Raw genomic sequence first — 25,565 nt, forward strand, 5'->3', positions numbered from 1 at the left:
CAGCAGAAATTATCGTTATTTAAACCGATTTAAAAAAATTTAAATTCTTTAAATCGATTAAACATTTGATACTATTCAGTATTTCTGCTTTTGACCACGTATGACCGCATTCTCATTGGAAGATGCAAGATGCGGCATGATCCGAACTTGACCCTTGAACCTTGTTAAACAACGGCGGACATATGACTAGAGAGACCGGTACTCACAACGCGGCGATCGCGCTCGGCACCTCAGGCTTGAAGGGGCTTTCGGCGGTCTATTACAATCTCGGAGCAGCAGAGCTCTACGAGGAGACATTGCGCCGGGGTGAAGCAGAGCTGACCGCTCAGGGTGCGCTTGTTGCCCGCACAGGCCAGCATACTGGACGTTCGCCTAAGGACAAATTTGTCGTCCGGGATGCGTCCACGGAAGACCACGTCTGGTGGGACAATAATTCACCTATGTCGCCTGAGGCTTTCGAACTGCTCTACGCAGATTTCATGGAGCAGGCAAAAGGCAAGGAACTGTTCGTTCAGGACCTGATCGGCGGCGCCGATGAAGATTACAAACTGAACACCCGCGTCATCACAGAATTTGCCTGGCATTCACTGTTCATCCGCAACCTTCTGATCCGGCCGGAGCGCGATGCGCTGACAAGTTTCGTGCCGCAGATGACAATTATCGACCTGCCGTCTTTCCGCGCTGACACGGCAAGGCACGGTACACGTACAGAGACGGTGATCGCGGTCGACCTGAAGCGCCTGATCGTGCTGATCGGCGGCTCGGCCTATGCCGGTGAAATGAAAAAATCGGTATTCACCGCGCTCAACTATATTCTGCCTGCCAAGGGCGTCATGCCGATGCATTGCTCGGCCAATGAGGGGCCGAACGGCGACACCGCCGTCTTCTTCGGCCTCTCGGGGACGGGCAAGACAACGCTGTCGGCGGATCCGACCCGCACATTGATCGGCGACGATGAGCATGGCTGGGGCGAACACGGCGTCTTCAATTTTGAAGGCGGCTGTTATGCCAAGACGATTCGGCTTTCTGCCGAGGCAGAACCGGAAATTTTCGCGACAACCCAACGTTTCGGCACTGTCCTAGAAAACGTGGTGCTCGACGAAAATCGGCAGCCGGATTTCAATGATGGTTCGTTGACGGAAAACACGCGCTGCGCCTATCCGCTGGACTTCATCCCCAATGCATCGAAGACCGGCAAGGCGGGCCACCCGAAGAACATCATCATGCTGACCGCCGATGCATTTGGCGTCATGCCGCCTATTGCCAAGCTCACTCCAGCGCAGGCCATGTATCACTTCCTCTCCGGTTACACCGCCAAGGTTGCCGGCACCGAACGCGGTGTAACCGAACCCGAGGCAACGTTCTCCACCTGCTTCGGTGCACCCTTCATGCCGCGCCACCCGTCGGAATATGGCAATCTTCTGCGTCAGCTCATCGCTGACCACGGCGTCGATTGCTGGCTGGTGAACACCGGCTGGACCGGGGGAGCGTTTGGCACGGGCAAGCGCATGCCGATCAAGGCGACGCGCGCGCTTCTCACGGCAGCGCTGGACGGATCGTTGAAGAGTGCACAGTTCCGTACGGATCCGAATTTCGGCTTCGCAGTGCCGGTTTCTGTGCCGGGCGTCGATGATGCCATCCTCGATCCACGCTCGACCTGGTCGGACAAGGCGGCCTACGACGTACAGGCTAACAAGCTCGTCGATATGTTCATCCGCAACTTCTGCAAGTTTGAAAGCCACGTCGATAGCGATATCAGGGCTGCCGCCCCGCACACGCCAGTCGCAGCAGAATAACTTAAAAATATCAGCAACCAAAAGGCCCCGTTGCAATCAATGGGGCCTTTTGCATTTGACCTGGAGCGGAGATCTCTCGCGGAGAACACTCAAATTTTCCCGGTGCTTCCCGCGAATCAAAGATTGGGCTACCAATCCAGGCATGGAAGAGAGCCGCAGCCGGATCAAAATTACCAACCGAATCTCGATCGACGAGGGCGATCTGGAGGAAACTTTTATACGTTCGACTGGACCTGGCGGACAGAATGTCAACAAGGTCTCCACTGCAGTGCAATTGCGGTTTTTGGCCGCGCGAGCAGAACTACCCGACGATGTGTTTGCGCGCCTCATGAAACTTGCCGGCCAAAAGGCGACCAAAGACGGCGATGTACTGATCGAAGCCAACCGCTTTCGTACCCAGGAACGCAACCGTCAGGATGCGCGTGAGCGCATGATTGCCCTGATTGCAAAAGCGGCTGAACCGCCGCCGCCGCGCAAGAAAACCCGACCAACAAAGGGCTCCATCGAACGCCGCCTCAAAGCAAAATCCGGGCGAGCCGATGTGAAAAAGATGCGCGGCAAGGTCAAGGGTGACTAGAATCGGATTTCGAATATTAACTGCGCGCATTAATCTTGGCTTTTCAAGTCCTTCGCGGGATGCCACAACAGCATTTATCGATTTGAACGATCAACGAGGAGCCAGACATGGGACTATTTGATTTCGTTAAATCTGTAGGAAAGAAGATCGGCATTGGCGATGAAGAACCCAAAGCCGAAGATCTGAAAAAGGAACTCGATTCGCACAATCTTGGCACAGACGATGTCCAGGTGGTCGTCGAGGGCGACAAGGTAGTCCTGACGGGCAATGTCACCAACCAGGAAATTCTGGAAAAGGCGATCATTGCTGTCGGCAACTCGCTTGGTATTTCCAAGGTCGAGACTGATGGCCTGAAGGTCGACAACACAACCACCGGTTCGGTCGTCAAGTCTGCCGTGTTCTACACGGTGAAAAAGGGCGATAATCTTTGGAAGATCGCCGAGTCGCAATACGGCAAAGGCAAAGGCGCGAAGAATACGGTCATCTTCGAAGCCAACAGGCCGATGCTGAGCCATCCCGACAAGATTTACCCCGGTCAGGTGCTGCGCATCCCGCCGCTCGACTGATCGTACCTTATTGCCAAACGGCCCGGCTATGCTTGCAGCCGGGCCTTTGTTTTCAAAGGCTCCGTCTGATCCGATGCTCTTGCTTGCACCCGGCATTCGCTATTATCCTGACTATTTCGGCCTGGCCGAACAGGCTGCGCTGGTGGAAGACATAAGGGCTGTCGTTGCCCAAGCACCGCTCTACATTCCGGCCATGCCGAAAACCGGCAAGGAAATGAGCGTGCGCATGACCAATTGCGGCTCGCTCGGCTGGGTCACCGACAAGGAACTCGGCTATCGCTACCAGGCCATGCATCCGGTGACGCAAAGGCCATGGCCAGCCATTCCGCCACGCCTGCTCGACCTGTGGCACAAGGTCGTTGACTTTCCGCTGCCGCCGGAGGCCTGTCTGGTGAACTTCTACTCAGAAACTGCAAAAATGGGCCTGCACCAAGATCGCGACGAGCAGAACTTTGACGCTCCCGTCGTCTCCGTCTCGCTTGGCGACGCGTGTCTGTTCCGTTTTGGCGGCACGAACCGCAATGAAAAGACCCAGTCCATCAGGCTTTCAAGCGGCGATGTAATCGTTCTTGGCGGTGAAGGCCGCCTGGCATTTCATGGCGTCGATCGCATTTATCCAGATACATCTACGCTTTTGAAAAGCACCGGCCGGATCAATCTCACATTGCGCCGCGTTACAGCTTCCTGAGTGCGACTTCCTCAACGAGATGATTATCGCCCTTGCGCAGGATCAGGTCCGCTCGCGGCCGCGTGGGCAGGATGTTCTCCCTCAAATTCTTCAGATTGATGTTGGCCCACAGGCTTTCGCCGATAGCCAGAGCAGAATCATCGGAAATGGTCGAATAGCGATGGAAGAATGAGCTCGGGTCCTTGAACGCTGTCTCACGCAGCCGCATGAAGCGGCTGATGTACCATTTGTGGATCTGCTCCTCATCCGCATCGATATAGATCGAAAAGTCGAAGAAGTCCGAGACGAAAGGCACCATCTTGCCGTCTTCCGGCAGATCGCGGACCTGCAACACGTTGATTCCTTCGAAAATCAGAATATCGGGTGCATCGACGGTCTGGAATTCGCCGGCCAGCACATCATAGGTCAGGTGGGAATAAAGTGGCGCGTTGACATTGCGCTGGCCTGCCTTGATCTGCGACAGGAAGCGCAGCACCATGCCAACATCGTAGCTCTCGGGAAAACCCTTGCGCTCCATCAGGCCCTTGGCCCGCAGAACCTCATTTGGATAGAGGAAGCCGTCCGTGGTCACCAGATCGACCTTCGGGCTCGATGGCCAGCGGGCAAGCAACTCTTTCAGGACGCGCGCCGTCGTCGATTTGCCGACTGCGACGGATCCGGCAATGCCAATAATGAACGGCGTCTTGAAGGCGTCACCGGTATTGAGGAATTGCCGGCGCTGATAGAACAGCAACTGGCTCGCCTCCACATGCGCGGAAAGCAGCCGCGACAACGATAGATAAATCCGGCTTACTTCATCAAGATCGATCGGATCGCCCAGCGAACGCAGCCGCTTGACCTCGTCATAGGTCAGCGTAAGCGGCGTATCAGCGCGAAATTCTGCCCACCGTTCGGCACTGAAGAACCGATAGGGCGAAAATTCACTGGGTGCCAATTGATCCACGACATCCCCTTCTGTCTGCCGTCCAAGCGCCGGTGCTTTAAACATGATCAGTCATGTCCTCGCGCGGCTTTTTCTTCGAGCCCGGTCTGCGCCGTCCGCCGGTCGAGTTCCTCCAGCACTTCCTTGAGCTTAATGCCGGAAATGCCGAGGACGACGAGAAGATGATAGAGCAAATCCGCGCTTTCCGAAACAACACCCTGCCTGTCGCCGGAGACAGCCGCAATGACGGTCTCAACCGCCTCTTCTCCCAATTTCTGGCTGGCCTTGCCAATTCCCCTGGCATAAAGGCTGGCGGTATAGGATTTGACGTCAACCGACGCGGCGCGTTGTGCCACGATGCGTTCGAGATCGGCGAGGGTGAATGCGCTCATCAAGCTCTCCAGTCAGCGGACGGGGTCAAGGCGCATTGGAATGCCCGCCGCCGCCATATGGGCTTTCGCCTCGCTGATCGTATAGGTACCAAAGTGGAAAATCGATGCGGCAAGCACCGCGGACGCATGACCTTCGATAATTCCCTCGACCATATGATCGAGATTGCCGACTCCGCCCGACGCGATCACCGGCACACGAACCGCATCCGCGATAGCGCGCGTCACCGGAATATCATAGCCGATCTTCGAGCCGTCCCGGTCCATTGAGGTCAGGAGTATTTCCCCCGCGCCAAGGTCAACGACTTGGCGGGCAAATTCCACCGCATCGATACCAGTCGCCTGCCGCCCGCCATGGGTGAAGATTTCCCAGCGGTCGGTTTCGCCTTCGGCTGAAACCTTCTTGGCATCGATTGCAACAACAATGCACTGATTGCCGAACTTGTCGGCAGCCTCGGCGATAAATTCAGGGTTCTTCACGGCCGCGGTGTTGATTGAAACCTTGTCGGCGCCCGCCAGCAGCAGTTTGCGGATATCGGCAACGGTACGGACGCCGCCGCCGACGGTCAGGGGCATGAAACATTGCTCGGCGGTGCGGGCGACAACATCGAAAATCGTCTCGCGATTGTCCGAGGAAGCCGTGATGTCGAGGAAGCAGAGTTCGTCTGCCCCGGCCGCATCATAGGCCTTGGCCGCCTCGACCGGATCGCCGGCGTCAATAAGATCAACGAAGTTGACGCCCTTGACGACACGTCCGTCCTTCACGTCGAGACAGGGTATGACACGGGCTTTCAGGGTCATGCGGCACGCTCCCTTGCTTCACGGAGCACCTGGAGTGCTTCCCCAGGATCGATTCGGCCATCATAGAGTGCGCGGCCGGAAATTGCGCCTTCAAGCTTCCTGGCATCAGGCATGGTCATGCGGACGATGTCGGCGATGGAGGCGAGGCCACCCGAAGCGATAACCGGAATGGAAACCGCCTCCGCCAGTTGCAGCGTCGATTCCCAATTGATGCCGGCGAGAACGCCGTCGCGGTCGATGTCCGTATAGATGATCGCAGCCACACCAGCGCCCTCGAACTTTTTCGCCAGCTCTGTAACACCCAGTGTCGATGCTTCCGCCCACCCTTCTACCGCTACCTTGCCGCCCTTGGCGTCGATACCAACGGCAACTTTTCCCGGGAAGAGGCTGCAGGCTTCAATCACCAACGCCGGATCGCGCACGGCGACCGTACCGAGAATGACCCGCGACAGGCCCTTGGCCAGCCAGTTCTCGATATGTTCAAGGGTACGGATACCGCCACCAAGCTGCACGGGGTTTTTCGTCGCCTTGAGGATCGACTCGACTGCAGCGCCATTGACCGATTGACCGGCAAAGGCGCCGTTCAGGTCGACCACATGCAACCATTCGAACCCTTGGTCTTCAAATGCTTTCGCCTGCGCGGCAGGGTCGGGATTGTAGACCGTCGCCTGCTCCATATCGCCCAGCTTCAGCCGCACACACTGGCCGTCTTTCAGATCGATTGCGGGAAAAAGGATCACGGATTCCACCTCAGAAAATTGGCGATGAGGGCAAGGCCCAGGGCCTGGCTCTTTTCCGGGTGAAACTGCGTCCCGGCCATATTGTCATTGGCCACGGCAGCAGTGACAGTCCCGCCATAGTCGGTCACGGCCAGCACGTCATTTTCGATCTCGGCATCGAGAAAATAGGAGTGGACGAAATAGGCGTGCAGCCCCTGAGGCCCCGTCTCGATCCCGTCAAACAGCGGATGCGGGCGGGTCAAGCGAATGGTGTTCCAGCCGATCTGCGGAATTTTGAGCGTCGGATCTGAAGGCACCATTTCGCGGACATCCCCCTTGATCCAGTCAAAGCCGGTAGAGATGGTCTTTTCCAGCCCGCGCGACGACATGAGCTGCATGCCGACGCAGATGCCAAGGAAGGGACGCGCCTTTTCCACCGCAACTTCATGAATGGCTTCAACCATGCCCTCGACTGCGTGAAGCCCGCGCCGGCAATCCGCATAGGCGCCGACACCCGGCAGGACGATGCGATCGGCGGTGCGAACGCGCGTCGCGTCGTTCGTTAGGTCAATCGTCGCATTGATCCCGCTTTCACGCGCCGCACGCTCGAAAGCCTTGGTGGCCGAACGAAGGTTGCCGGAACCATAGTCGATGATGGCAACGCGCATGCTCAGTTTTCTCCCCGATGGCTGACCAGCCCAACCATCCCGCCGAGCGCCGGCTTGTTGCCGACGGGAAGCAAAGGCTTGTCCGATCTGGTGGTTGCGGGCACTGAGGGTGTCACCGCGGAGCGAAATCTTGGCCCAAGGAACCAGATCGTTTCAGCATCTGCCGCATTGTCCGCATCAACAATTGCCACCTGTTCGAATCCACGCCGTTCCAGCGCTGCTGCCCGCCAGTTGTTCGCCTCAAACCCCACCAGCAACGAAAGCAGCGCCGTGACGAACGCCGCCATATCATCATGGCCCGTATAATTCCCCACAACGGAAATAACGCCCGTAGCGACGAGAACCAGCGTTGCCTCAAACCACAGCCGGTGGATGAGCAGCCAGATGAAGGGCAGAACAAGAGCCAATACGGAAAACCCATCCCGGATAAAGATGGTTTTGTCGTCGTCGCGCTGACCGTTCTGCGACTGCGGTGCCAATATAAGGAAACTGGCCATGTCTCAGCCCTCTCGTCAACCGTTTAGAGTGCCCTTGGTCGAAGGAATGGCGTCCTTCTGGCGCGGATCCGTTTCGATAGCGCAGCGCAGCGTGCGCGCAACCGCCTTGAAACATGTCTCGGCGATATGGTGGTTGTTGGCACCATAAAGGTTCGACACATGCAGCGTGATCCCGGCATTCTGCGCCAGCGCCTGGAAGAATTCCCGCACAAGCTCCGTATCGAATGTGCCGATTTTCGCTGCAGAAAATTCGACCTGCCAGACAAGGAACGGGCGGCCCGAGACGTCGAGCGCTGCACGGGTCAACGTCTCGTCCATCGCGAGATCGAGCGAGGCATAGCGGTTGATACCACGCCGGTCGCCGAGTGCCTTGGCAATAGCCTGGCCGATGGCAATACCCGTATCTTCCACCGTGTGATGATCATCAATATGCAAATCGCCCTTGGTCTTGATATCCATGTCGATCAGCGAATGGCGGGAAAGCTGTTCCAGCATATGATCAAAGAAGCCAACACCGGTAGAAATGTCGAACTTGCCCGTACCATCCAGATTGACGGAAACGGCAATGCTGGTTTCCTTGGTGCTGCGCTCGGTCTTCGCGGTGCGTGTGTTGACGCTTGTCATTGCTGTTTCCCGCCACATGGCTTCTAGATGCAGGCATTAAATGAGGCCTTCTAAAACACGAATGGCGAATCTCCAAATGCTTTGATGGCGCAGCTATCGGAGGTCATTTGCAATTCCGCGAGTGTTTCATACATAAGTGTCACAGAAGGGGTTCGATCTGCTGCCATCTGGGGTAGTGTCGAACCTGCTTGAAGGAGAAACGAATGCAAGAACACAATCCCTCGACCATGTACGGGACTACGATCGTCACCGTGCGCAAGAACGGCAAGGTGGTCATTGCCGGCGACGGACAGGTCAGCCTCGGCAATACCGTTATGAAAGGCAACGCCCGCAAGGTGCGCCGCATCGGCAAAGGCAATGTCATTGCCGGATTTGCTGGCGCGACGGCCGATGCCTTTACCCTGCTTGAGCGGCTTGAAAGCAAGCTCGAACAATATCCGGATCAGTTGATGCGTGCCTGCGTCGAGCTTGCCAAGGACTGGCGCACCGACCGCTATCTGCGCCGCCTTGAGGCGATGATGCTTGTCGCCGACAAATCGGTGACGCTTGCTCTCACCGGCACGGGAGATGTGCTCGAACCCGAGCATGGCGTCATGGCCATTGGCTCTGGCGGCAATTATGCGCTTGCCGCCGCACGCGCACTTGCCGACACGGATCTGAATGCCGAAGAGATTGCCCGGCGCGCCATGCAGATCGCTGCCGATATCTGTATCTTTACCAATACGAACGTCACGCTTGAGAGCCTCGATGCCGAATGATCAAGTCCATCGTTACGGGTTCCGGCCGGTCAGCGAGGCTGATCTTGCCATGATCGCCGAATGGCTGGCGGAACCGCATGTGGCAAAGTGGTGGGGCGATGTGGACACGGAAATAGCTTCGATCCGGGAACATTTGGACAGCATCTCGGTGGAGCCATTGATCGTCGAGCTTGATGGCAGGCCCATCGGCTACATACAGAGCTACGACCCGCATCTGGAAGATGATCATCCTTACCAGGACCAGCCCTTCGGTACCTTGGGCATCGACCTTTCTATCGGGATACCGGAGCTGGTCGGAATCGGGCACGGTTCGGCGATCGTCCGGCAATTCGTCGACGAGCTCTTCGTCGAGGGTGCGCTGCGCGTTATCATTGATCCCGACCCTGCCAACGCTCGAGCCATTCGCGCCTATGAAAACGCCGGCTTTACGGCGTTCGACACACGCAATTCAATCTTTGGTCCCGCTGTCCTGATGGCGCGGGACGCAGAACAAGAGACAAGACAATCATGACAACATTTTCCCCTCGCGAAATCGTCTCAGAACTCGACCGCTACATAATCGGGCAGAAAGACGCGAAACGTGCCGTCGCCATCGCACTGCGCAATCGCTGGCGCCGCCAGCAGCTGGAAGGCCAGATGCGCGAAGAGGTGATGCCAAAGAATATCCTGATGATTGGACCGACTGGCGTCGGCAAGACGGAAATCTCCCGTCGCCTGGCCAAACTAGCAGGCGCGCCCTTCATCAAGGTGGAAGCCACCAAATTCACCGAAGTCGGCTATGTCGGCCGCGATGTCGAGCAGATCATCCGCGACCTCGTTGAAGTTGCTATCGGCCTCGTTCGCGAAAGGAAACGCGAAGAGGTCAAGGCAAAGGCGCATATGAATGCGGAAGAGCGTGTTCTCGACGCACTGGTTGGCAAGACAGCCAGCCCTGCAACCCGCGACAGTTTCCGCAAAAAGCTGCGCGACGGCCTGATCGACGACAAGGAGATCGAGGTCGAGGTCGCGGACAGCGGCTCGGGCATGCCGAATTTCGAGCTTCCGGGCATGCCGGGTGCCAATATCGGCGTTCTCAACCTCAGTGACATGCTGGGCAAAGCCATGGGCGGACGCACCAAGACCGTCAAAACCACCGTCAAGGAATCCTACTCCGTGCTGATCAATGATGAGTCGGACAAGCTGCTTGATCAGGAGCAGATCACCCAGGAAGCGATGCGCTCGGCTGAGGATGACGGCATCGTCTTCCTCGATGAAATCGACAAGATCGCGGCCCGCGACGGCGGCGTTGGAGCTGGCGTTTCCCGTGAGGGCGTGCAGCGCGACTTGCTGCCGCTGGTGGAGGGAACAACGGTTGCGACCAAGTACGGTCCTATCAAGACCGACCATATCCTGTTTATCGCATCCGGAGCGTTCCATGTGTCGAAGCCGTCGGATCTCTTGCCGGAATTGCAGGGACGTCTGCCGATCCGGGTTGAACTCAGCGCACTTTCCCGCGACGACATGCGCCGCATCCTGACGGAACCGGAAGCCAGCCTGCTCAAGCAATATATTGCTCTGATGGCAACCGAAGAGGTCAAGCTGACCATCACCGATGATGCGATCGATGCCCTTGCAGACATCGCCGTCGATTTGAACGCGACCGTCGAGAATATTGGTGCGCGGCGCTTGCAGACGGTGATGGAACGGGTGCTCGATGACATTTCGTTCAATGCTCCGGACAAGTCCGGTGCCGAACATACGATCGACGCCAAATATGTTCGCGAAACGGTCGGCGACCTCGCCAAGAACAGCGACCTGTCCCGCTTCATCCTTTAGAGCGGGCTGCAATCATATTGCAGCGGATGTGCATTCCATAGCCGAAGCCCTCTCGCAGTTGCGGGAGGGCTTTTTCATTGCTCGCAACGCCAGCAGTGAGGTTTTTCTGGCTTTCGGACAAGCAAGGCGTTATTCGGGACGCCCGATTGGAAATCTGGACTGATGATGAAACGCCACCTGATCCTTTTCGCGACGAGCTGTCTTCTCCTCTCAGCCGCCTTGCAACCGGCAGCAGCCGTCACTGTCGTGCCGGAAGGCAACCGCAATGCAAGCCAGCCCGGCGTTCCCGCGGCATCCGCCAAGCGGACGCGCGAGATGAATACCACCTATGAGGCGAAATATCAGAAGATCTACAATCTGCTGAAAACAGATTCCAAGCTGCGCGCGAAGATCGCCAGTGTTGCCCGCACCTATGGCATTGATCCAGTTCACATTGTTGGCGCGCTCGTCGGCGAGCACACCTATAATGTCGATGCCTATGACCGGTTGCAGACCTACTACGTCAAGGCCATTTCCTACGTCCAGCAAGGCCTCAATTTCGATTACCAAGGTGAGACCATCGGCGAATTTGTCAAGCGCCCGCAGTTTTCAGCCTGCGCGCAATTCAAGGATAGTTTGCGCCTCTGGACCTGCCGGGAAGATGTGTGGGACACGGATTTCCGCGGCAACACCGTTGGCGGTAAGCGCTTCCCGGATAACCGTTTCAGCGCGGTATTCTTCCAGCCCTTTTATGCCGGACAGAGTTTCGGCCTTGGCCAGCTCAGCCCACTCATTGCGTTACAGATGACCGACATGGTCAACCGCTATTCGGGCCTGCCGAAGCTCGATGCGGATCATGCGACTGATGTCTATAAGACGATCATGGATCCGGACCTGACGCTGCCCTATATGGCGGCGACACTGAAGCATTCGATCGATGTTTACCGCCGCGTCGCCGATTTCGACATCTCAAAAAATCCCGGTATCACCGCGACGCTCTACAATACAGGCGGTGCTGATGCCCGCGCCCGGACGTTGGCCAATGCGAATGCGGCTCGCGTAGCCAATGGCGAGGAGCCCCAGCTGCCGGAAGAAAACTATTATGGATGGCTCGTTAACGAGAAGATTGACCGGCTGCGGACGCTTTTCTGAGCTCAGCGTTTGCGTTTTTCCGGCAGGGCTTTGAGTTGCCGGATCATGTCATTAGCCGTATCGGCGTCGATCTCGCGTATCCGCATAGCGAGCAGGTTCGCAAGTTCCGTCGCTGCCGGTGAAAGGCCACCTGTGTCGATGATGACGCGCGGGTCCGAAATCATCGCCAGCCGCTGCAGCTCTTCCGCCTCGTCCCAGATGATGTTGAAATACTGGATGATACGTTGCAGCTTATCCCAGGTAGGCTGGCCGCGTTTGCCGTGTTCGAGTGCCGAAAGATAAGCGGCGGAAACTCCGATCGCCTCGGCCATGTCCTTTTGCGAAATCCCCCGTTCTGCACGCAGGTCGCGAAGTTTTTCGCCGAACGGGGTCATGGCGCCTCCGGCTGCCGGCGCATACGCACGTAAATTGCACCGGTTCCGCCATGGTTGCGCGCCGCATCTTCATAGCCATTGACCAGAATGCGAAATGATGGCGTTGCGAACCAAAGCGGTACCGCCTGACGCAATACACCGTCACTGCCCATGGATGAACCCTTGCCGGTGATGACGAGGACATGGCGCAGTTTTCTCAAGTGGGCGCGTTGCAGAAAACCGAGAAGCAGGCCATAGGCCTCGCTTTGGGTAAGGCCGTGCAGATCAATTCTGGCTTCTATGACGACACGTCCCTTTGCAATCTTCTTGTGCGTCGGACGGTCGATGGGGTGCAGTCGATTGGCCGGCCCCTGGGCAGGATTTGCAGTCGTTGATGTCGCCGGTTTCGCACTTTCGGGTGCCGATGGGTGCAGGAAGGCTTTCTCCTGCGGCTCATCGATCAAAAAAGTAGGCTTCTCCTTGCCTTTCAGCGGTCGCGCGGTCTTTGCTACGGTTTCCCAGAGAATCCTGTCTTCCAGGGTTGCAAACCCGTCTTCAGGCGGCTTCTTCTTCATTGACTCTTTGCCAGAAGCGAACGCGGAATTAGTGCGTAGAAATCAGCCTTGTTGCGAATACCGCCGGCAATCTCACCGGCGGTATCGCCGGAACCAGCAAAAAGATCACCTCGCGCCGGACCGACGATGGCCGAGCCGGTATCCTGCGCAATCATCAGACGGGCAAAGCGCTCACCACCAAATGCCTTGAGATCAGGTACATGGATGTAAAATGGTGTCCCGAACGTATGCAAGAGCCGGTCAACGGCGACTGACCGGCCGCCGGTCAACGGCACCTTCGCAGCTGCGATGGGCCCGAGAGACTCGTCCTCGACTTCAGCCTCGCGGAAGAAAATGTAGGACCGATTGTTCCACATCAACGCCTGGGCCTTGTCCGGATGATCGGCAAGCCAGACGCGGATCGACTGCATCGACATGTTTTCCGGCGCGATTTCGCCGCTGTCGAGCAAGATCTTGCCGATGCCCGTGAATCGATGCCCGGTCTTGGCCGCATAGGTTATCCGGCGCAAGCGCCCGTCGGTCATCTTCAGCCGCGCTGCGCCCTGAACGTGAATGAAGAACGCATCGACCGGGCTTTCAACGAAGGCGATTTCCAGACCTTGACCATCGAGTGCGCCGCCTTCGACGGCGGGGCGGTCGAAATATTCGACAAGACCCGCCGGCGTTTGCCGGGCAAAGGCAAAATAGGGATCGAACCCGTCCGGCCGATTGCCATCGTCAATATCCACCAGATCGGCAGGGCGACTAAGAAACGGGACTGTGAACCGGTCAGTGCGAATTGGCGAAGCAACGACCTCCGGCTCGTAGAAGCCGGTCACGAAACCATCCGCCGCCTCGCCGCCCTCTATACGCGCTGGCTGGAACCACTTCTCGAAAAACTGTCGCGCCTGGATGTCGGATTCGACCAATGTTTCACGTGAATCAGCAAAAATCGGCGCAAGCGCCTCAAAACTGATGCCAAGAGAACCTGATTTGTAGGGTTTCTCCAGGACCCGTTTGGCGGACCGGGTAAAAGCCTGGAAGGCCGCCAGATGCTGGTCATCCCCCCAACCGGGACAGTCTTTGAAATCCACCGGCTTGAACAGGGGCGACAGCATGGCTTTTACGTCTCGATCGCTGATTAATCTTCGGCTTCGGTCGCGACCAGCTTCCAGTTCGGATCCTTCGAACGGGTGTCGCGTGCAAAGGTCCATACATCCTTGACCTCCGCAACCGCTTCCTTGTCGCCATCGATGACAGTGCCGTTCTTGTCGAGGGTTGCTGAAATAAGCTCGCTGACGACGCGCACGGTCACGTGAGACTCCGTACCCTTCATCTCCGCACCTATGATCTCTGCCTTGTTGATGCCGACGAAAGATGACTGCACCCTTTCGCCGCGTGATTCCCGGTCGCCTATGGCAGCAACGAAACCATCGTATACTTCACGGGAAAGCAGGGTTTTCAGCGTCTTGCGATCGCCATCGGCAAAGGACATGACGATCATCTCATAGGCCATCTTTGACCCATCGAGGAACTTAGACGGTTCGAATGTTGGATCGGCGTTCTGGATGGCGCGCAAACCGTCATTCAGTGGCGTGCCTGGCTTGGCGATCGCATCGATTTTTTCGAAGCTGCTTTCCTTCACTTCGCCACGGCGGGGCAGTGAAACGACATTATCACTCGGCTTGGCCTTATCCTCGACCTCGGCTGTGCGCGTATAGGGATTGAAGGGTGGACGTTCGCTGCCGGTGCGCCGGCCAAGGACCTTGCGCAGCTGGAGAAAGATCACCACTGCTGCCACGAAGAAAAAAATCGTTCCGAAGTCCAGATATTCCATGTCGCCTGCCATTCATCCCAAAAAATGTTCTCAGTCTTCAATCTTTTGTCGAAATACCAAAAACATATAGATTGCCAAGGGCAATCATACAAATGCTCATCTTGCCATCCTATATAGGCATGAAATTGACACCGGGTATGGATAATAGCCGGATATCTCCTTCGAAAGGTAAATTAGTTTGCGATCGTCTTTCGTGCCCCTGTTTCTTCTGGCGCTGCCATTTCTGGAAATTGCCGGCTTTATCGTCGTCGGCAGCAAGATCGGTGTACTGGCAACACTTGCTCTCATAATCCTGTCGATCTTCCTCGGCGTCTTTTTGTTGCGTCTTCAGGGCTTTGGCCTCATCCAGAAGATACGTGAAGAGACAGCGGCTGGTCGCACTCCGAAGCGGGAGCTGGTCCACGGTGTGATGCTGGTCTTTGCCGCGTTCCTGTTGATCATTCCGGGATTCATCACCGACATTATCGGCCTGCTGCTTTTCATTCCGGCCGTGCGCGACATTGGCTGGCGTTTCATCAGCGATCGCGTGGTCGTCGTCAACTCGGGCAACCGGCGTTCTTCCCGGACCAGCCGGTCGCAGATCAAGGACAAGGTGATCGAACTTGATCCGGAGGATTACTCCAGCAAGCCGGATCCAAACTCACCGTGGAACCCGAAACAGTAGAGTAAATGAAACGATGGGATTAGACTGCGTGCCTTGCCTCGCCAAGGCACACATGCTAGCGAGCCATCATTCAATCGATAACCGTGTACAAGCGGACATAACAGCAGAAGGTTTCCAGACAATGGCTCAGCAGCCTGATGAAAAGGCCGGGAACGGCAATGAAGTGACCAATGGCGACGGCACTGCCCAGCAGCAGACGCTGAACATCCTGGCACAATATGTGAAGGATCTCTCGTTCGAAAGCCCTGGCGCGCCCCTTTCTCTGCGTCCGCGTGACAAGGCTCCTGGCATCAGCATCAACGTCAACGTAAATGCCAATCCAATTGCCGAGAATGATTTTGACGTCGTCCTGACCCTTTCGGCCAAGGCCGGCGAAGGCAAGGAAGTCCTGTTCAATGCTGAACTCGTCTATGGTGGTGTTTTCCGGCTTGTCGGTTTCCCGCAAGAGCATCTATTGCCGCTGTTGTTCATCGAATGCCCGCGCCTTCTGTTCCCGTTCGCCCGCCAGATCATTGCCGAGGCGACGCGCAATGGCGGTTTCCCGCCACTCATGATCGACCCGATCGATTTCGCGCAGATGTTCCAGCAACGCATGGCTGAGGAACAGGCCAAGGCAAAAGTCAGCTAAGCCGAACAGCGTTCGAGATAATGAAAACCCGGGTTCAGCCCGGGTTATTTATTGAAGAGGGATTCTCTCATTCCAGATGGCCTTTTCGCCGATTTTTGCCACCAGTTTGGCGTGAGCCATTTTCTCTGCCTCGGTGAGCCGGGGCTGCAGCGGCACCCGCCGGCGCGAAATCACGATCAGTCCCGCTGTATCGCTCGCCTGCTGGTTGTCGGATTGCTCGGCAATTGTCAGGCCAAGTGCTGCCTGCTTGCCGCCGATCAACTCGATATAGACTTCCGCCAAAAGCTGAGAGTCGAGCAAGGCGCCGTGCATGGTGCGATGGCTGTTATCGATGCCATAGCGGCGGCACAAGGCATCAAGTGAATTCGGCCCCATCGGGTGCTTGCGCCGGGCGAGTGCCAATGTATCGACCACACGATCATTGTGTATTGGCGGATGCCCAAGGCGATTCAGCTCCGCATTGATGAAGCCCATATCGAACATCGCATTGTGGGCGATCAGCTTCGCGCCATCGATGAAATCAAGAAAGTCATGGAGGATGCCGGCAAACAGCGGCTTATCGGCCAGCTGGTCATTGCTGATACCGTGCACAGCCAGCGCGTCCGGATGCACGGACTTCCCCTCCGGATTGATGTAGACGTGGAACGTCCTGCCTGTCGGAAACCGGTTAACAAGTTCGACGCCGCCGATCTCGATGACCCGGTCATCCAGCCTGTCGAGGCCAGTCGTTTCCGTATCGAATATGATTTCTCGCATGGAATCACCCTTTTGCCCAAATTCCACGAATTGGCCAATCAGGGCAAGCTGCGACGGGATCTATCCCCCTCTATCCTGTCAGGAGACTGATTATTTTACGTATCGCAGCTCTGGTCACGTCGAAATCATGGCGTGTGTCGATGATGAAATCCGCCCGGGCCCGCTTTTCCGCGTCCGGCGTCTGCCGTGCCAGAATGGCATCGAGCTTGTCCGGCGTCATGCCAGGACGGTCGAGAACGCGTCTTCTTTGTACATCCTCAGGTGCCGTAACGACGAGTATTTTATCCACTCGCTTCTCGGCGCCAGTCTCAAAGAGCAGTGGGATATCAACGACAATCAACTTCTCGCCGCGCGCTCGCGCATTATCGCGAAACCTGTTTTCCTCGGCGCGTACCAGCGGATGGATAATTGCTTCTAGATTCTCCAGCGCGTCGGGCTTTCCCATGACCGCCGTCGATAGCTTCGTGCGGTCGACCTTGCCGTCTTTGGTCGTTCCAGGGAACGCTGCTTCGATCAATGGAGCCGCCGCACCGGAATAGAGACGATGCACAGCCGCATCAGCGGAGTAGACCGGTATTCCCTCGTCGATAAACATCTGCGCGGAGGTTGATTTTCCCATGCCGATCGAGCCGGTGAGGCCAAGGACGATCATGTCGGTTTTCCGTTGGGTGCGGGTCTGTCCATATCGGCGAGGATGAGCACCCGTAGCTCAGAAGTAACTTCCGGCCTGACGCCGAACCAGCGCTCGAAGCCGGGAACCGCCTGGTGCAGCAACATACCGAGGCCATCGATGGTTTTCAGGCCGCGCTCCCGCGCCGCCTTCAGCAAGGGCGTCTCCAGCGGAACATAGACAATGTCAGTCACCAGTGCTTCGGGGTCAGCAGTCGACAGATCAATGGCCATATCGTCCTTGCCTTGCATGCCGAGCGAGGTGGTATTGACGATAAGGGCGGAATCTCTCAGCAATTCGGGAACTGCTCGCCATTCATGGGCAGTAATTCCTCTACCAAAACGGTCTGCAAGCTCCCGTGCCCGGTCTAGGGTGCGGTTTACGATGCGTATGTCATCGAATTCGCGTTGTTTCAGGGCATAGACGACAGCACGGCTGGCACCACCCGCACCGAGCACCAACGCGGACTTGCGGCGATCCCATCCGGAGCTGAGTGAATCGAGATTGGCGACGAAACCATAGGCGTCAGTATTACCGCCCCACAATACGCTACCTTCGAACCACAGCGTGTTGACAGCACCGATATCCTCGGCGGCACTGTCATGTCTGGAGCACAGGGCAAACGCGTGTTCCTTGTGTGGAATAGTGACATTGCCGCCGACATAACCATTTCGTTGCAAGCTTCCAACGAAATCGGCAAAGCCCTCCGGCGCCACCTCGATCGCCTGATAAGAGCCATCCAAGCCATATTGCCTTAGCCAATGGCCATGGATGAGCGGCGAGCGAGAATGGCGAATTGGAAAGCCGGTGACAAAAGCCTTAGCCATCGATGGCCCCTTCGCGACGCAGTTCTGCAAGCAGCGGCAAAAGCGGCAGGCCAACAATCGTAAAATAGTCGCCATCGACCTTTTCGAACAGTTGCACCCCTTGCCCCTCATATTGATAGGCACCCACACTCTGGACGGCGACGGGTCCGACGCGCGACAAATGCCTGCCAATAAAACCTGGATCGAGATCACGAAATGTCATGCGGGCGACCGAGACATGCCGCCACAATGTGTGGCCCTCCTTTGCAAGCACCACAGCGCTGTTGAGATGATGCGTCTTGCCGGACAGTTTCAGCAGTTGCCGCCTGGCACCATCCATATCTTCCGGTTTATGCATGACTTCGTCTCCGAGCGAGAGCGTCTGATCGGAACCAATCACCAGCGCGGATGGATGGCGCTCACTGACATCGAGCGCCTTTGCCTCGGCCAGCACCAGCGCAACATCTTCAGGTGTAGCGCCACTGTTGTAGAGCGGCGCCTCGACCGCGCGCTCATCGATATCAGCAGACTGTGCGCTAAACGCGATGCCGGCATTCCTTAACAACATGGCGCGAAATGGGCTTTTGGAAGCGAGAATGATGTCCATGGTCTTTTCTCCTTGCCAGAGATCGGGTTCATCCCAGTGTGGTTATCGTCCCTCTGCACGCAGGGCAAGAACAGCAGCTGCAGTTTCTTCGATTGACCGGCGTGACACATCAATCGTAGGCCAATTGTGCCGGTGGCAAATCTGCCGAGCATAGGTGAGTTCCTCGATTATATTGGCGCGGTCGAGATATTGATCGGCATCGAAGCCATGCGTCGCCCCAAGTACCCGGTGCTGACGAACTTGCGATATTCGTTCGGCAGAAGCGACCAGCCCGACAATCAGCGGCCTTTCCGCATTTACCAGCACGTCTGGGATCGGTACACCGATGACAATCGGAACATTGACCGTCTTGATGCCGCGATTGGCAAGATAGATGCTAGTCGGCGTTTTCGACGTCCGCGAAATGCCGATCAGAATGACATCTGCCTCTTCTATATCCGGTGGCAGCTGTCCATCATCATGTTCCATGGTGAAGTTGAGAGCATCAATCCGCCGGAAATATTCGGCATTGAGAACATGTTGTGCGCCGACGCGGCGCCCCGCTGGCGCGCCGAGATAAGATTGAAAAATAGTCAAAACCGGCTCGAGCACTGACGCGCACGGAACACCGATCGCGGCACAACCATCATTAATCATAGCAGCGAGCCGCTGGTCGATGATCGTATAGAGGACAATACCTGGCTCGGCATCGATGCCGTCCAAAACCCTTTTGATCTGCTTTTCCGTCCGGATCAGCGGATAAACATGCTCAATAGCCCTTGCGTGGGCATATTGTGCTGCGGCCGCTCGTCCAGCAGCGATGAGAGTCTCTCCGGTCGCATCAGAAATCATGTGAAGATGAAAGTAGTTTACTGGTTTCGTCACAGAAATTTTCAACTCCTGTTGATGGCTGGGGACAAAATTCCCGAGCGTCCACAACTGATGGCAGCCATGTGAATCGTTGGCAAGTCATCCACAGCGAGGGCACTTGTGGGTGATTTTGCCCCCATGGGTCTCAAACTGGGGATTGTTGCCACTTTTCGTCTTTTGTCCTGTCGATATTCACACATTTATTCACAGTTAATATTATGTTAAACCATTGTAATGATTATACTTATGAGAATTTCCACGGTTTTCCCGAAGTTCAACCTTGGGTTTTGCAAAATTTCGGCAGAAATTCGAGACTGTGGGAAAATACTGACATTGTGGTAATTCCCGATACAAACAGACTCTAAGAATCAGAAAAACCGAATAGACCTAAATTTCTTTTTTGTAAGATAGGGGCGGAGACACCGGCAATGGTTCGCAAAGTGATGAAAGTCCTTGGAGGCGAGACTGTCTTTCCTCCCCCGATCTGGATGATGCGGCAAGCTGGCCGCTATCTTCCCGAGTATAGGGAAGTGCGGAAGAGTGCAGGCAGTTTTCTCGATCTCTGCTATTCACCTGATCTGGCCGTCGAGGTGACGCTACAGCCCATCCGGCGTTTTGGCTTTGATGCGGCAATTCTATTCTCCGACATTCTGGTTGTCCCGCATGCGCTCGGCCGCGATCTTCGCTTTGAAGAGGGTCGCGGCCCTTTGATGACGCCGATTGACGTCGATGGAATATTCTGGCTGGAAGCCAGTGGCGCAGCGGAGCGCCTGGAGCCGGTCTACGAAGCGGTGAGGCTTTTACGAGAACAGCTCCCCACCGACACGACACTACTTGGGTTCTGTGGGGCTCCCTGGACCGTGGCAACGTATATGATTGCGGGACATGGAACCCCGGACCAGGCCCCTGCCCGCCTTTTCGCTTATCGCAATCCGGATGCCTTCGGGAAATTGCTGGATGAGCTGGCGGATGTTTCGGCGGAATATCTGATCAGGCAAATCGATGCGGGCGCCGATGCTGTTCAGATTTTCGATTCGTGGGCAGGTGTTCTTGATGAAGTCTGCTTTGAACGCTTTTGCGTAGCGCCCGTCGCGCGGATCGTGAAGAAGGTGCGTGCTGTTCATCCGGATGTACCGATCATTGGTTTTCCCAAAGGTGCTGGCGCGCTTTATGTCAATTATCGCGAACGAACAGGTGTCACGGCCCTCGGTCTTGACTGGTCAGTGCCGCTTTCCATGGCATCTTCGCTCCAGGGCGGGGGTGTGGTTCAAGGCAATCTCGATCCCTTGCGGGTTGTCGCCGGCGGACGCGCGCTTGATGAAGGTGTCGATGCTATTCTCGATTCTCTCGGGCATGGACCGCTGATATTCAATCTTGGCCATGGGATAACGCCGGATGCACCCGTATCTCATGTCGAGCAGATGGTAAGCCGTGTTCGGCAGGCCTCGCCGCGAAAATAAGATCGCAGGGAATATCGCATGACGACTACGAGATCAGACGAGACGAGCTCAAGGAAGGTTCCACTCTTGCCACGGGCGATCGCCGGGATTGTGGCAATTGGCGGTATCGTATTGGCGTTTCTGTACCCGGCTGAGGCCTATCTTTGGGTGAAGGCGATCCACGTCATTGCCGTTATCTCGTGGATGGCAGGTATGCTCTATCTGCCGCGGCTGTTCGTCTACCATTGCGCCGCCGAACGTGGCTCTGTCCAGTCAGAGACGTTCAAGGTCATGGAACAACGATTGCTGAAGGCAATCATCAATCCAGCCATGGGGATAACCTGGCTTGCCGGTCTTTGGCTTGCTTGGCAATCCGCCGCTTATGCGGACGGGTGGTTTCACGTAAAATTCCTGGCAGTGCTGATCATGTCCGGGGTTCATGGCTATTTTTCCAAGGCGGTGCGGCTGTTCGCTGAGGACCGGAACGAGAAGCCAGCGCGTTTCTGGCGCATGATGAACGAGGTTCCGACGGTCCTGATGGTCATTATTGTTCTGATGGTCATCATAAAGCCATTTTAGCGTCTTAGACAGCGAGCAGGGGCAGGTTCTATCAATCACAAAAACTGCAGTCTCATATCAACTCCACTCATGAAACCTCTTGCCCTTATTGCCGTGATTGGCTAGATAAGGGCCTCCTCTCCGGAAATACCGCCACAGCAATCCTCGGCCATTTTCAGTGGCACTGCATTCAGGCATCGTCATTTCCCTTCCCCATTTCAAACCAATAGAATTAAGAGTTCCGCACACATGCAGGAAATGAAATTACAAGAACTCAAGAACAAGACAGCGGTCGACCTTCTTGCCTTTGCTGAGTCGCTTGAAGTCGAAAACGCGAGCGTCATGCGCAAGCAGGAATTGATGTTTGCCATTCTCAAGAAATTGGCTTCACAGGAAGTCGAAATCATCGGCGAAGGCGTCGTCGAGATCTTGCAGGACGGATTTGGCTTCATGCGATCCGCCAACGCCAATTACCTTCCTGGCCCGGACGATATCTATATTTCACCGTCGCAAATCCGGCGTTTTTCGCTGAAGACCGGCGATACGGTGGAAGGTCCCATCCGGGGACCGAAAGAAGGTGAGCGCTATTTCGCCCTTCTGAAAGTCAACACAATCAATTTCGAAGATCCGGAAAAAATCCGTCACAAGATCCACTTCGATAATCTGACGCCGCTCTATCCGAATGAGCGCTTCAAGATGGAACTGGAAAATCCGACCACCAAGGATCTCTCGGCTCGTGTTATCGACCTCGTGGCGCCGCTCGGTAAAGGCCAGCGTGGCTTGATCGTCGCTCCACCGCGCACCGGTAAGACAGTTTTGCTGCAGAACATTGCGCATTCGATCACTGCCAACCATCCGGAATGCTATCTCATCGTGCTTCTCATCGATGAGCGTCCGGAAGAAGTGACCGACATGCAGCGCTCCGTGAAGGGTGAAGTTGTCTCGTCGACCTTCGACGAACCGGCATCGCGCCACGTTCAGGTGGCAGAAATGGTCATCGAGAAGGCGAAACGTCTTGTCGAACACAGCCGTGACGTGGTCATTCTGCTCGACTCCATCACCCGCCTTGGCCGCGCCTATAACACCGTCGTGCCGTCATCCGGCAAGGTTCTGACCGGCGGTGTCGACGCCAATGCCCTGCAGCGTCCCAAGCGCTTCTTCGGTGCCGCGCGCAATATCGAAGAGGGCGGTTCGTTGACCATCATCGCCACGGCGCTCATCGACACAGGCAGCCGCATGGATGAAGTCATCTTCGAAGAGTTCAAGGGTACCGGTAACTCGGAAATCGTGCTCGACCGCAAGGTCGCCGACAAGCGCATCTTCCCGGCAATGGATATTCTAAAATCCGGCACCCGCAAGGAAGACCTTCTCGTGCCGCGTCAGGATCTGCAGAAGATCTTCGTTCTGCGCCGCATTCTTGCGCCGATGGGCACCACCGATGCGATTGAATTCCTCATCGACAAGCTCAAGCAGACCAAGACCAATGGCGAGTTCTTCGATTCGATGAATACATAAGCGTCAGGGAACCGGCCGAAGCAGCGTTTCAAGTTCTCCGGCAGTTTCGACTGGTGCAAGACAGACAAGCCCGCGGCAGAGATAAGCCGCGGGTTTTTTTATGGTCACCTCACCGGCACCCGGGACGAGTTCGATCTTCTTGTTCGTGTTGAATTCAATCCAGATGTCGGTGCGGCGCGGATCGGGAAATCTGCTCGCCAACTCCATCAGCTCATCATCCTTGTCCGGTGTTACCACAATGAGTTTCATTGGTTCCAGCACAAGGCTCGCACTGTTGAGGACACCGGCCTGGCCATACCGCTGCTGCAACACCCGGCCAAGTGCATTTTCGGCAATCTTCTCCGCGTGCTGACGCAACGTTTCATCACCTGTCACAACTGCGAGACGGGCTATAGCTTCCACAATCTGGCCGGTGGCACTCGGAATTGCCTCATCCTGATCGCCACGGACACGAACAATGACATTCGCACCGTCGGAAGCGCTGAGGGCATAATTGCCGTCTGCAGTTCTGTGCCACCTGCCCAGCGCAACAAGCCAACGCCGGGCATCTTCGACAAACGCCTTGTCCTGCGTCGCCTGATAGCATGAGAGCGCCGCATTGATCATCGCAGCGTAGTCGGATGAAAGTCCTGGGAACAGCCGTGAATCGCCGAGAACAGAATGCGGAAGCCGGCCGTCGACCATCGATTCTGAGATGGAACGATAGGATGCCAGGGCAAGATCCAGCCAGTCCTGGTGGGCAAAAAGACGACTAGCCTCAGCAAGGGCGCGGATCATCAAACCATTCCAGTCTGTTAGTGCCTTATCATCGCGGCCGGGGCGAACTCGCTTATCGCGAATGGCGAAAAGCACCTGTCGAGCCCGTTTCAACTGCTGCTCAATTCCGACGTCCAGGGATGCGCGCTTGTGCAAGCGGTTCAGGATCGTCTTGCCTTCCCAATTACCCTGTTCGCTGACATCGTAAGCCCGGCGAAACGTTTCGAATTCTGGCCGGTCAGGAATTTCACCCGATGTCCAGACATAGAATCGACCTTCTTCGCCTTCACTGTCGGCATCGAGGCTGGAGGCGAAGCGCCGGTCTACCAGCATTTCCCGCTGCAACCAGCCCACCGTTTCTTCGATTCGGATACGGAACAATTCATCGCCGGTCTCAGCATAGGCGTATGTCGCGTGCCGGATGAACTGGGCATTGTCGTAGAGCATTTTCTCAAAATGCGGCACCAGCCATTGGTCATCGACCGAGTAACGGGACAGGCCACCGCCAAGGTGGTCGTAAATACCGCCTTGAAGCATGGTCCTGAGACTGACCAGGAATGCATCGCGATGGGTCTTCTCGCCGTTGCGCAGCCAGGACAACCACAACGTATCCATGAAAGGCGCGTTCGGGAATTTGGGCGCGCCAGATAGGCCACCCTTGGCGAGATCGACCATTCCATAAATGTTTGCAGCGAATTGGTCGAACAGGTGTTGGTCGAGCGGCGAAGCTTCCGCCTTCACATCAAGGCGTCCGCTCACATGAGCGGCAAGCGCTTCTACATTCTGCGCGACGCGTCCACGATCTTCCCTCCAGACCCTGGCGATCGACTGAAGGACATCGATAAAGCCCGGCCTGCCATAACGCGAATGTTTGGGAAAATAGGTTCCGCCCCAGAATGGTTTGGCTTCGGGAGTCAGGAACATGGTGAGGGGCCAGCCGCCCTGTTCGCCCATAGCCGCCAACGCGGCCATGTAAATCTGATCAATGTCCGGGCGCTCCTCGCGGTCCACCTTTATGTTGACATAGAGAGCGTTCATCAGCGTAGCAACTTCAGCATCTTCGAAGCATTCATGCGCCATCACATGGCACCAATGGCATGCGGCGTAACCGACCGAGAGCAGGATCGGCTTCCCGGTTTCCCGAGCCTCATTCAGTGCAGAATTCCCCCAGGGTCGCCAGTGCACCGGGTTGTTCGCGTGTTGGCGCAGATAAGGGCTCGATTCGTGACCGAGCAGGTTGGCTTGCTGATGCATTGTAATCCACATGCCCTTTTCGTCTGAAGCGCGGCAGTCTACAAGGTTCCAGTGTAAGCGTGGGCAGAATGAAATGAAACAGAACCATGTTTTTGGCGAGACGATTTTCGCCCTCTCGAGTGGCCGCCTGCCTTCCGGCGTGGCTGTGGTTCGCATCTCGGGTCCGCAGACTCAATTCGTTATCGAAACGATCTGCGGTAACCTTCCGGAATCGCGCAATGCCGCCTTGCGTACATTCAGAGATTCTGAAGGACGTCCAATCGACCGCGGGCTAGTGCTTTACTTTCCCGCTCCTCACAGCTTCACGGGTGAAGATTGCGGCGAATTCCACGTCCATGGCGGCAGAGCGGTCGTAGACGCAATGCTGG

The 25,565-nt window shown here is 56.2% G+C and carries 30 protein-coding genes and 1 pseudogene; 14 read left to right on the top strand and 17 right to left on the bottom strand.

The window, feature by feature from the left end:
- Window positions 1-182: 182 nt before the first annotated feature.
- From AAAC48_RS14400 to AAAC48_RS14415, 4 genes are all read left to right on the top strand, one after another.
- Entirely contained in the window at window positions 183-1,796 is a 1,614-nt protein-coding gene (locus AAAC48_RS14400) for a phosphoenolpyruvate carboxykinase (RefSeq protein ID WP_340654832.1), read from the top strand.
- Between the two features lie 142 nt (window positions 1,797-1,938).
- The gene (gene arfB, locus AAAC48_RS14405; RefSeq protein WP_340654859.1) at window positions 1,939-2,373 is read left to right on the top strand and encodes an alternative ribosome rescue aminoacyl-tRNA hydrolase ArfB; all 435 of its coding nucleotides are present in this window, start codon (window positions 1,939-1,941) and stop codon (window positions 2,371-2,373) included.
- 107 nt (window positions 2,374-2,480) lie between these two features.
- Entirely contained in the window at window positions 2,481-2,939 is a 459-nt protein-coding gene (gene lysM / locus AAAC48_RS14410) for a peptidoglycan-binding protein LysM (RefSeq protein ID WP_340654833.1), read from the top strand.
- Between the two features lie 73 nt (window positions 2,940-3,012).
- Window positions 3,013-3,627, top strand: a complete 615-nt coding sequence (locus AAAC48_RS14415; RefSeq protein WP_340654860.1) for an alpha-ketoglutarate-dependent dioxygenase AlkB — start codon at window positions 3,013-3,015, stop codon at window positions 3,625-3,627.
- On the opposite strand, the gene coaA is transcribed toward AAAC48_RS14415, so the two are convergent.
- The 7 genes from coaA to hisB are packed head-to-tail and all read right to left on the bottom strand — an operon-like array spanning window position 3,614 to window position 8,247.
- A complete protein-coding gene (gene coaA / locus AAAC48_RS14420) occupies window positions 3,614-4,615 on the bottom strand; it encodes a type I pantothenate kinase (RefSeq protein WP_340654834.1) in 1,002 nt (333 codons plus the stop codon). The genes AAAC48_RS14415 and coaA overlap by 14 nt on opposite strands.
- A gap of 2 nt (window positions 4,616-4,617) precedes the next feature.
- A complete protein-coding gene (locus AAAC48_RS14425) occupies window positions 4,618-4,941 on the bottom strand; it encodes a phosphoribosyl-ATP diphosphatase (protein ID WP_340654835.1) in 324 nt (107 codons plus the stop codon).
- Between the two features lie 12 nt (window positions 4,942-4,953).
- Complete coding sequence (gene hisF / locus AAAC48_RS14430) at window positions 4,954-5,739, bottom strand: imidazole glycerol phosphate synthase subunit HisF (RefSeq protein ID WP_340654836.1); 786 nt, start codon at window positions 5,737-5,739, stop codon at window positions 4,954-4,956.
- The gene (hisA, locus tag AAAC48_RS14435; protein WP_340654837.1) at window positions 5,736-6,479 is read right to left on the bottom strand and encodes a 1-(5-phosphoribosyl)-5-[(5-phosphoribosylamino)methylideneamino]imidazole-4-carboxamide isomerase; all 744 of its coding nucleotides are present in this window, start codon (window positions 6,477-6,479) and stop codon (window positions 5,736-5,738) included. The genes hisF and hisA overlap by 4 nt, the downstream gene beginning before the upstream one ends.
- Window positions 6,476-7,126, bottom strand: a complete 651-nt coding sequence (hisH, locus tag AAAC48_RS14440; RefSeq protein ID WP_340654838.1) for an imidazole glycerol phosphate synthase subunit HisH — start codon at window positions 7,124-7,126, stop codon at window positions 6,476-6,478. The genes hisA and hisH overlap by 4 nt, the downstream gene beginning before the upstream one ends.
- A 2-nt stretch (window positions 7,127-7,128) precedes the next feature.
- On the bottom strand, window positions 7,129-7,623 hold the full coding sequence (locus AAAC48_RS14445; RefSeq protein ID WP_340654839.1) for a DUF2628 domain-containing protein: 495 nt from the start codon (window positions 7,621-7,623) through the stop codon (window positions 7,129-7,131).
- Window positions 7,624-7,638: 15 nt separating this feature from the next.
- Window positions 7,639-8,247 (bottom strand): imidazoleglycerol-phosphate dehydratase HisB, encoded by a 609-nt coding sequence (gene hisB / locus AAAC48_RS14450; RefSeq protein WP_340654840.1) that lies wholly within the window; start codon window positions 8,245-8,247, stop codon window positions 7,639-7,641.
- Window positions 8,248-8,450: 203 nt separating this feature from the next.
- On the opposite strand from hisB, the gene hslV reads away from it, so the two are divergent.
- The 4 genes from hslV to AAAC48_RS14470 all read left to right on the top strand — a co-directional run bounded on the left by hslV (window position 8,451) and on the right by AAAC48_RS14470 (window position 11,951).
- Entirely contained in the window at window positions 8,451-9,005 is a 555-nt protein-coding gene (gene hslV, locus AAAC48_RS14455) for an ATP-dependent protease subunit HslV (RefSeq protein WP_340654841.1), read from the top strand.
- Window positions 8,995-9,516 carry a GNAT family N-acetyltransferase gene (locus tag AAAC48_RS14460; protein WP_340654842.1) on the top strand — a complete coding sequence of 174 codons (522 nt, stop codon included), beginning with the start codon at window positions 8,995-8,997 and terminating at the stop codon, window positions 9,514-9,516. Before hslV ends, AAAC48_RS14460 begins: the two co-directional genes overlap by 11 nt.
- A complete protein-coding gene (gene hslU, locus AAAC48_RS14465; protein WP_340654843.1) occupies window positions 9,513-10,820 on the top strand; it encodes an ATP-dependent protease ATPase subunit HslU in 1,308 nt (435 codons plus the stop codon). Before AAAC48_RS14460 ends, hslU begins: the two co-directional genes overlap by 4 nt.
- Window positions 10,821-10,985: 165 nt before the next feature.
- The gene (locus tag AAAC48_RS14470) at window positions 10,986-11,951 is read left to right on the top strand and encodes a DUF1402 family protein (RefSeq protein WP_340654861.1); all 966 of its coding nucleotides are present in this window, start codon (window positions 10,986-10,988) and stop codon (window positions 11,949-11,951) included.
- Window positions 11,952-11,953: 2 nt separating this feature from the next.
- Here AAAC48_RS14470 and AAAC48_RS14475 read toward each other — a convergent pair whose 3' ends face one another.
- Genes AAAC48_RS14475 through AAAC48_RS14490 form a run of 4 tightly spaced genes read right to left on the bottom strand, consistent with a single transcriptional unit; the run spans window position 11,954 to window position 14,695 of the window.
- On the bottom strand, window positions 11,954-12,325 hold the full coding sequence (locus AAAC48_RS14475; protein WP_340654844.1) for a helix-turn-helix transcriptional regulator: 372 nt from the start codon (window positions 12,323-12,325) through the stop codon (window positions 11,954-11,956).
- Window positions 12,322-12,879 carry a Smr/MutS family protein gene (locus AAAC48_RS14480; protein ID WP_340654845.1) on the bottom strand — a complete coding sequence of 186 codons (558 nt, stop codon included), beginning with the start codon at window positions 12,877-12,879 and terminating at the stop codon, window positions 12,322-12,324. Before AAAC48_RS14480 ends, AAAC48_RS14475 begins: the two co-directional genes overlap by 4 nt.
- Window positions 12,876-13,976 carry a murein transglycosylase A gene (locus AAAC48_RS14485; protein ID WP_340654846.1) on the bottom strand — a complete coding sequence of 367 codons (1,101 nt, stop codon included), beginning with the start codon at window positions 13,974-13,976 and terminating at the stop codon, window positions 12,876-12,878. Before AAAC48_RS14485 ends, AAAC48_RS14480 begins: the two co-directional genes overlap by 4 nt.
- Window positions 13,977-13,999: 23 nt before the next feature.
- A complete protein-coding gene (locus AAAC48_RS14490) occupies window positions 14,000-14,695 on the bottom strand; it encodes a Tim44/TimA family putative adaptor protein (protein WP_340654847.1) in 696 nt (231 codons plus the stop codon).
- A gap of 178 nt (window positions 14,696-14,873) precedes the next feature.
- On the opposite strand from AAAC48_RS14490, the gene AAAC48_RS14495 reads away from it, so the two are divergent.
- Both AAAC48_RS14495 and secB read left to right on the top strand, forming a co-directional pair.
- On the top strand, window positions 14,874-15,359 hold the full coding sequence (locus AAAC48_RS14495) for an FxsA family protein (RefSeq protein ID WP_340654848.1): 486 nt from the start codon (window positions 14,874-14,876) through the stop codon (window positions 15,357-15,359).
- Window positions 15,360-15,480: 121 nt separating this feature from the next.
- The gene (secB, locus tag AAAC48_RS14500; RefSeq protein WP_340654849.1) at window positions 15,481-15,987 is read left to right on the top strand and encodes a protein-export chaperone SecB; all 507 of its coding nucleotides are present in this window, start codon (window positions 15,481-15,483) and stop codon (window positions 15,985-15,987) included.
- A 48-nt stretch (window positions 15,988-16,035) separates the two neighbouring features.
- Here secB and dnaQ read toward each other — a convergent pair whose 3' ends face one another.
- The 5 genes from dnaQ to AAAC48_RS14525 all read right to left on the bottom strand — a co-directional run bounded on the left by dnaQ (window position 16,036) and on the right by AAAC48_RS14525 (window position 19,690).
- Window positions 16,036-16,743 (bottom strand): DNA polymerase III subunit epsilon, encoded by a 708-nt coding sequence (gene dnaQ, locus AAAC48_RS14505; RefSeq protein ID WP_340654850.1) that lies wholly within the window; start codon window positions 16,741-16,743, stop codon window positions 16,036-16,038.
- Between the two features lie 70 nt (window positions 16,744-16,813).
- Entirely contained in the window at window positions 16,814-17,395 is a 582-nt protein-coding gene (gene coaE, locus AAAC48_RS14510) for a dephospho-CoA kinase (protein WP_340654851.1), read from the bottom strand.
- Window positions 17,392-18,240: a shikimate dehydrogenase gene (locus tag AAAC48_RS14515; RefSeq protein WP_340654852.1), complete on the bottom strand. Its 849-nt coding sequence runs from the start codon at window positions 18,238-18,240 to the stop codon at window positions 17,392-17,394. The genes coaE and AAAC48_RS14515 overlap by 4 nt, the downstream gene beginning before the upstream one ends.
- On the bottom strand, window positions 18,233-18,826 hold the full coding sequence (locus AAAC48_RS14520) for a Maf-like protein (protein WP_340654853.1): 594 nt from the start codon (window positions 18,824-18,826) through the stop codon (window positions 18,233-18,235). The genes AAAC48_RS14515 and AAAC48_RS14520 overlap by 8 nt, the downstream gene beginning before the upstream one ends.
- Before the next feature lie 42 nt (window positions 18,827-18,868).
- Complete coding sequence (locus AAAC48_RS14525; RefSeq protein ID WP_340654854.1) at window positions 18,869-19,690, bottom strand: pyruvate, water dikinase regulatory protein; 822 nt, start codon at window positions 19,688-19,690, stop codon at window positions 18,869-18,871.
- Window positions 19,691-20,103: 413 nt separating this feature from the next.
- On the opposite strand from AAAC48_RS14525, the gene hemE reads away from it, so the two are divergent.
- The 3 genes from hemE to rho all read left to right on the top strand — a co-directional run bounded on the left by hemE (window position 20,104) and on the right by rho (window position 23,187).
- The gene (gene hemE / locus AAAC48_RS14530) at window positions 20,104-21,135 is read left to right on the top strand and encodes a uroporphyrinogen decarboxylase (protein WP_340654855.1); all 1,032 of its coding nucleotides are present in this window, start codon (window positions 20,104-20,106) and stop codon (window positions 21,133-21,135) included.
- Window positions 21,136-21,153: 18 nt separating this feature from the next.
- Window positions 21,154-21,693 carry a protoporphyrinogen oxidase HemJ gene (gene hemJ, locus AAAC48_RS14535; RefSeq protein ID WP_340654856.1) on the top strand — a complete coding sequence of 180 codons (540 nt, stop codon included), beginning with the start codon at window positions 21,154-21,156 and terminating at the stop codon, window positions 21,691-21,693.
- Between the two features lie 228 nt (window positions 21,694-21,921).
- Entirely contained in the window at window positions 21,922-23,187 is a 1,266-nt protein-coding gene (gene rho, locus AAAC48_RS14540) for a transcription termination factor Rho (protein WP_340654857.1), read from the top strand.
- 3 nt (window positions 23,188-23,190) lie between these two features.
- Here rho and AAAC48_RS14545 read toward each other — a convergent pair whose 3' ends face one another.
- Window positions 23,191-25,209, bottom strand: a complete 2,019-nt coding sequence (locus tag AAAC48_RS14545) for a thioredoxin domain-containing protein (RefSeq protein WP_340654858.1) — start codon at window positions 25,207-25,209, stop codon at window positions 23,191-23,193.
- Between the two features lie 61 nt (window positions 25,210-25,270).
- Between AAAC48_RS14545 and AAAC48_RS14550 the strand changes: the two are divergent.
- A pseudogene (locus AAAC48_RS14550) lies at window positions 25,271-25,565 on the top strand (tRNA uridine-5-carboxymethylaminomethyl(34) synthesis GTPase MnmE); the annotation flags it as partial.

Source organism: Phyllobacterium sp., assembly GCF_037994405.1.
GTDB lineage: Bacteria > Pseudomonadota > Alphaproteobacteria > Rhizobiales > Rhizobiaceae > Phyllobacterium.

Coding starts and splice junctions, on each gene's coding strand:
- AAAC48_RS14400 (WP_340654832.1), top strand. CDS start 183: ATGACTAGAGAGACCGGTACTCACAACGCGGCGATCGCGCTCGGCACC.
- arfB (WP_340654859.1), top strand. CDS start 1,939: ATGGAAGAGAGCCGCAGCCGGATCAAAATTACCAACCGAATCTCGATC.
- lysM (WP_340654833.1), top strand. CDS start 2,481: ATGGGACTATTTGATTTCGTTAAATCTGTAGGAAAGAAGATCGGCATT.
- AAAC48_RS14415 (WP_340654860.1), top strand. CDS start 3,013: ATGCTCTTGCTTGCACCCGGCATTCGCTATTATCCTGACTATTTCGGC.
- coaA (WP_340654834.1), bottom strand. CDS start 4,615: ATGTTTAAAGCACCGGCGCTTGGACGGCAGACAGAAGGGGATGTCGTG.
- AAAC48_RS14425 (WP_340654835.1), bottom strand. CDS start 4,941: ATGAGCGCATTCACCCTCGCCGATCTCGAACGCATCGTGGCACAACGC.
- hisF (WP_340654836.1), bottom strand. CDS start 5,739: ATGACCCTGAAAGCCCGTGTCATACCCTGTCTCGACGTGAAGGACGGA.
- hisH (WP_340654838.1), bottom strand. CDS start 7,126: ATGCGCGTTGCCATCATCGACTATGGTTCCGGCAACCTTCGTTCGGCC.
- AAAC48_RS14445 (WP_340654839.1), bottom strand. CDS start 7,623: ATGGCCAGTTTCCTTATATTGGCACCGCAGTCGCAGAACGGTCAGCGC.
- hisB (WP_340654840.1), bottom strand. CDS start 8,247: ATGACAAGCGTCAACACACGCACCGCGAAGACCGAGCGCAGCACCAAG.
- hslV (WP_340654841.1), top strand. CDS start 8,451: ATGCAAGAACACAATCCCTCGACCATGTACGGGACTACGATCGTCACC.
- AAAC48_RS14460 (WP_340654842.1), top strand. CDS start 8,995: ATGCCGAATGATCAAGTCCATCGTTACGGGTTCCGGCCGGTCAGCGAG.
- hslU (WP_340654843.1), top strand. CDS start 9,513: ATGACAACATTTTCCCCTCGCGAAATCGTCTCAGAACTCGACCGCTAC.
- AAAC48_RS14470 (WP_340654861.1), top strand. CDS start 10,986: ATGAAACGCCACCTGATCCTTTTCGCGACGAGCTGTCTTCTCCTCTCA.
- AAAC48_RS14475 (WP_340654844.1), bottom strand. CDS start 12,325: ATGACCCCGTTCGGCGAAAAACTTCGCGACCTGCGTGCAGAACGGGGG.
- AAAC48_RS14480 (WP_340654845.1), bottom strand. CDS start 12,879: ATGAAGAAGAAGCCGCCTGAAGACGGGTTTGCAACCCTGGAAGACAGG.
- AAAC48_RS14485 (WP_340654846.1), bottom strand. CDS start 13,976: ATGCTGTCGCCCCTGTTCAAGCCGGTGGATTTCAAAGACTGTCCCGGT.
- AAAC48_RS14490 (WP_340654847.1), bottom strand. CDS start 14,695: ATGGAATATCTGGACTTCGGAACGATTTTTTTCTTCGTGGCAGCAGTG.
- secB (WP_340654849.1), top strand. CDS start 15,481: ATGGCTCAGCAGCCTGATGAAAAGGCCGGGAACGGCAATGAAGTGACC.
- dnaQ (WP_340654850.1), bottom strand. CDS start 16,743: ATGCGAGAAATCATATTCGATACGGAAACGACTGGCCTCGACAGGCTG.
- coaE (WP_340654851.1), bottom strand. CDS start 17,395: ATGATCGTCCTTGGCCTCACCGGCTCGATCGGCATGGGAAAATCAACC.
- AAAC48_RS14515 (WP_340654852.1), bottom strand. CDS start 18,240: ATGGCTAAGGCTTTTGTCACCGGCTTTCCAATTCGCCATTCTCGCTCG.
- AAAC48_RS14520 (WP_340654853.1), bottom strand. CDS start 18,826: ATGGACATCATTCTCGCTTCCAAAAGCCCATTTCGCGCCATGTTGTTA.
- hemE (WP_340654855.1), top strand. CDS start 20,104: ATGGTTCGCAAAGTGATGAAAGTCCTTGGAGGCGAGACTGTCTTTCCT.
- hemJ (WP_340654856.1), top strand. CDS start 21,154: ATGACGACTACGAGATCAGACGAGACGAGCTCAAGGAAGGTTCCACTC.
- rho (WP_340654857.1), top strand. CDS start 21,922: ATGCAGGAAATGAAATTACAAGAACTCAAGAACAAGACAGCGGTCGAC.
- AAAC48_RS14545 (WP_340654858.1), bottom strand. CDS start 25,209: ATGTGGATTACAATGCATCAGCAAGCCAACCTGCTCGGTCACGAATCG.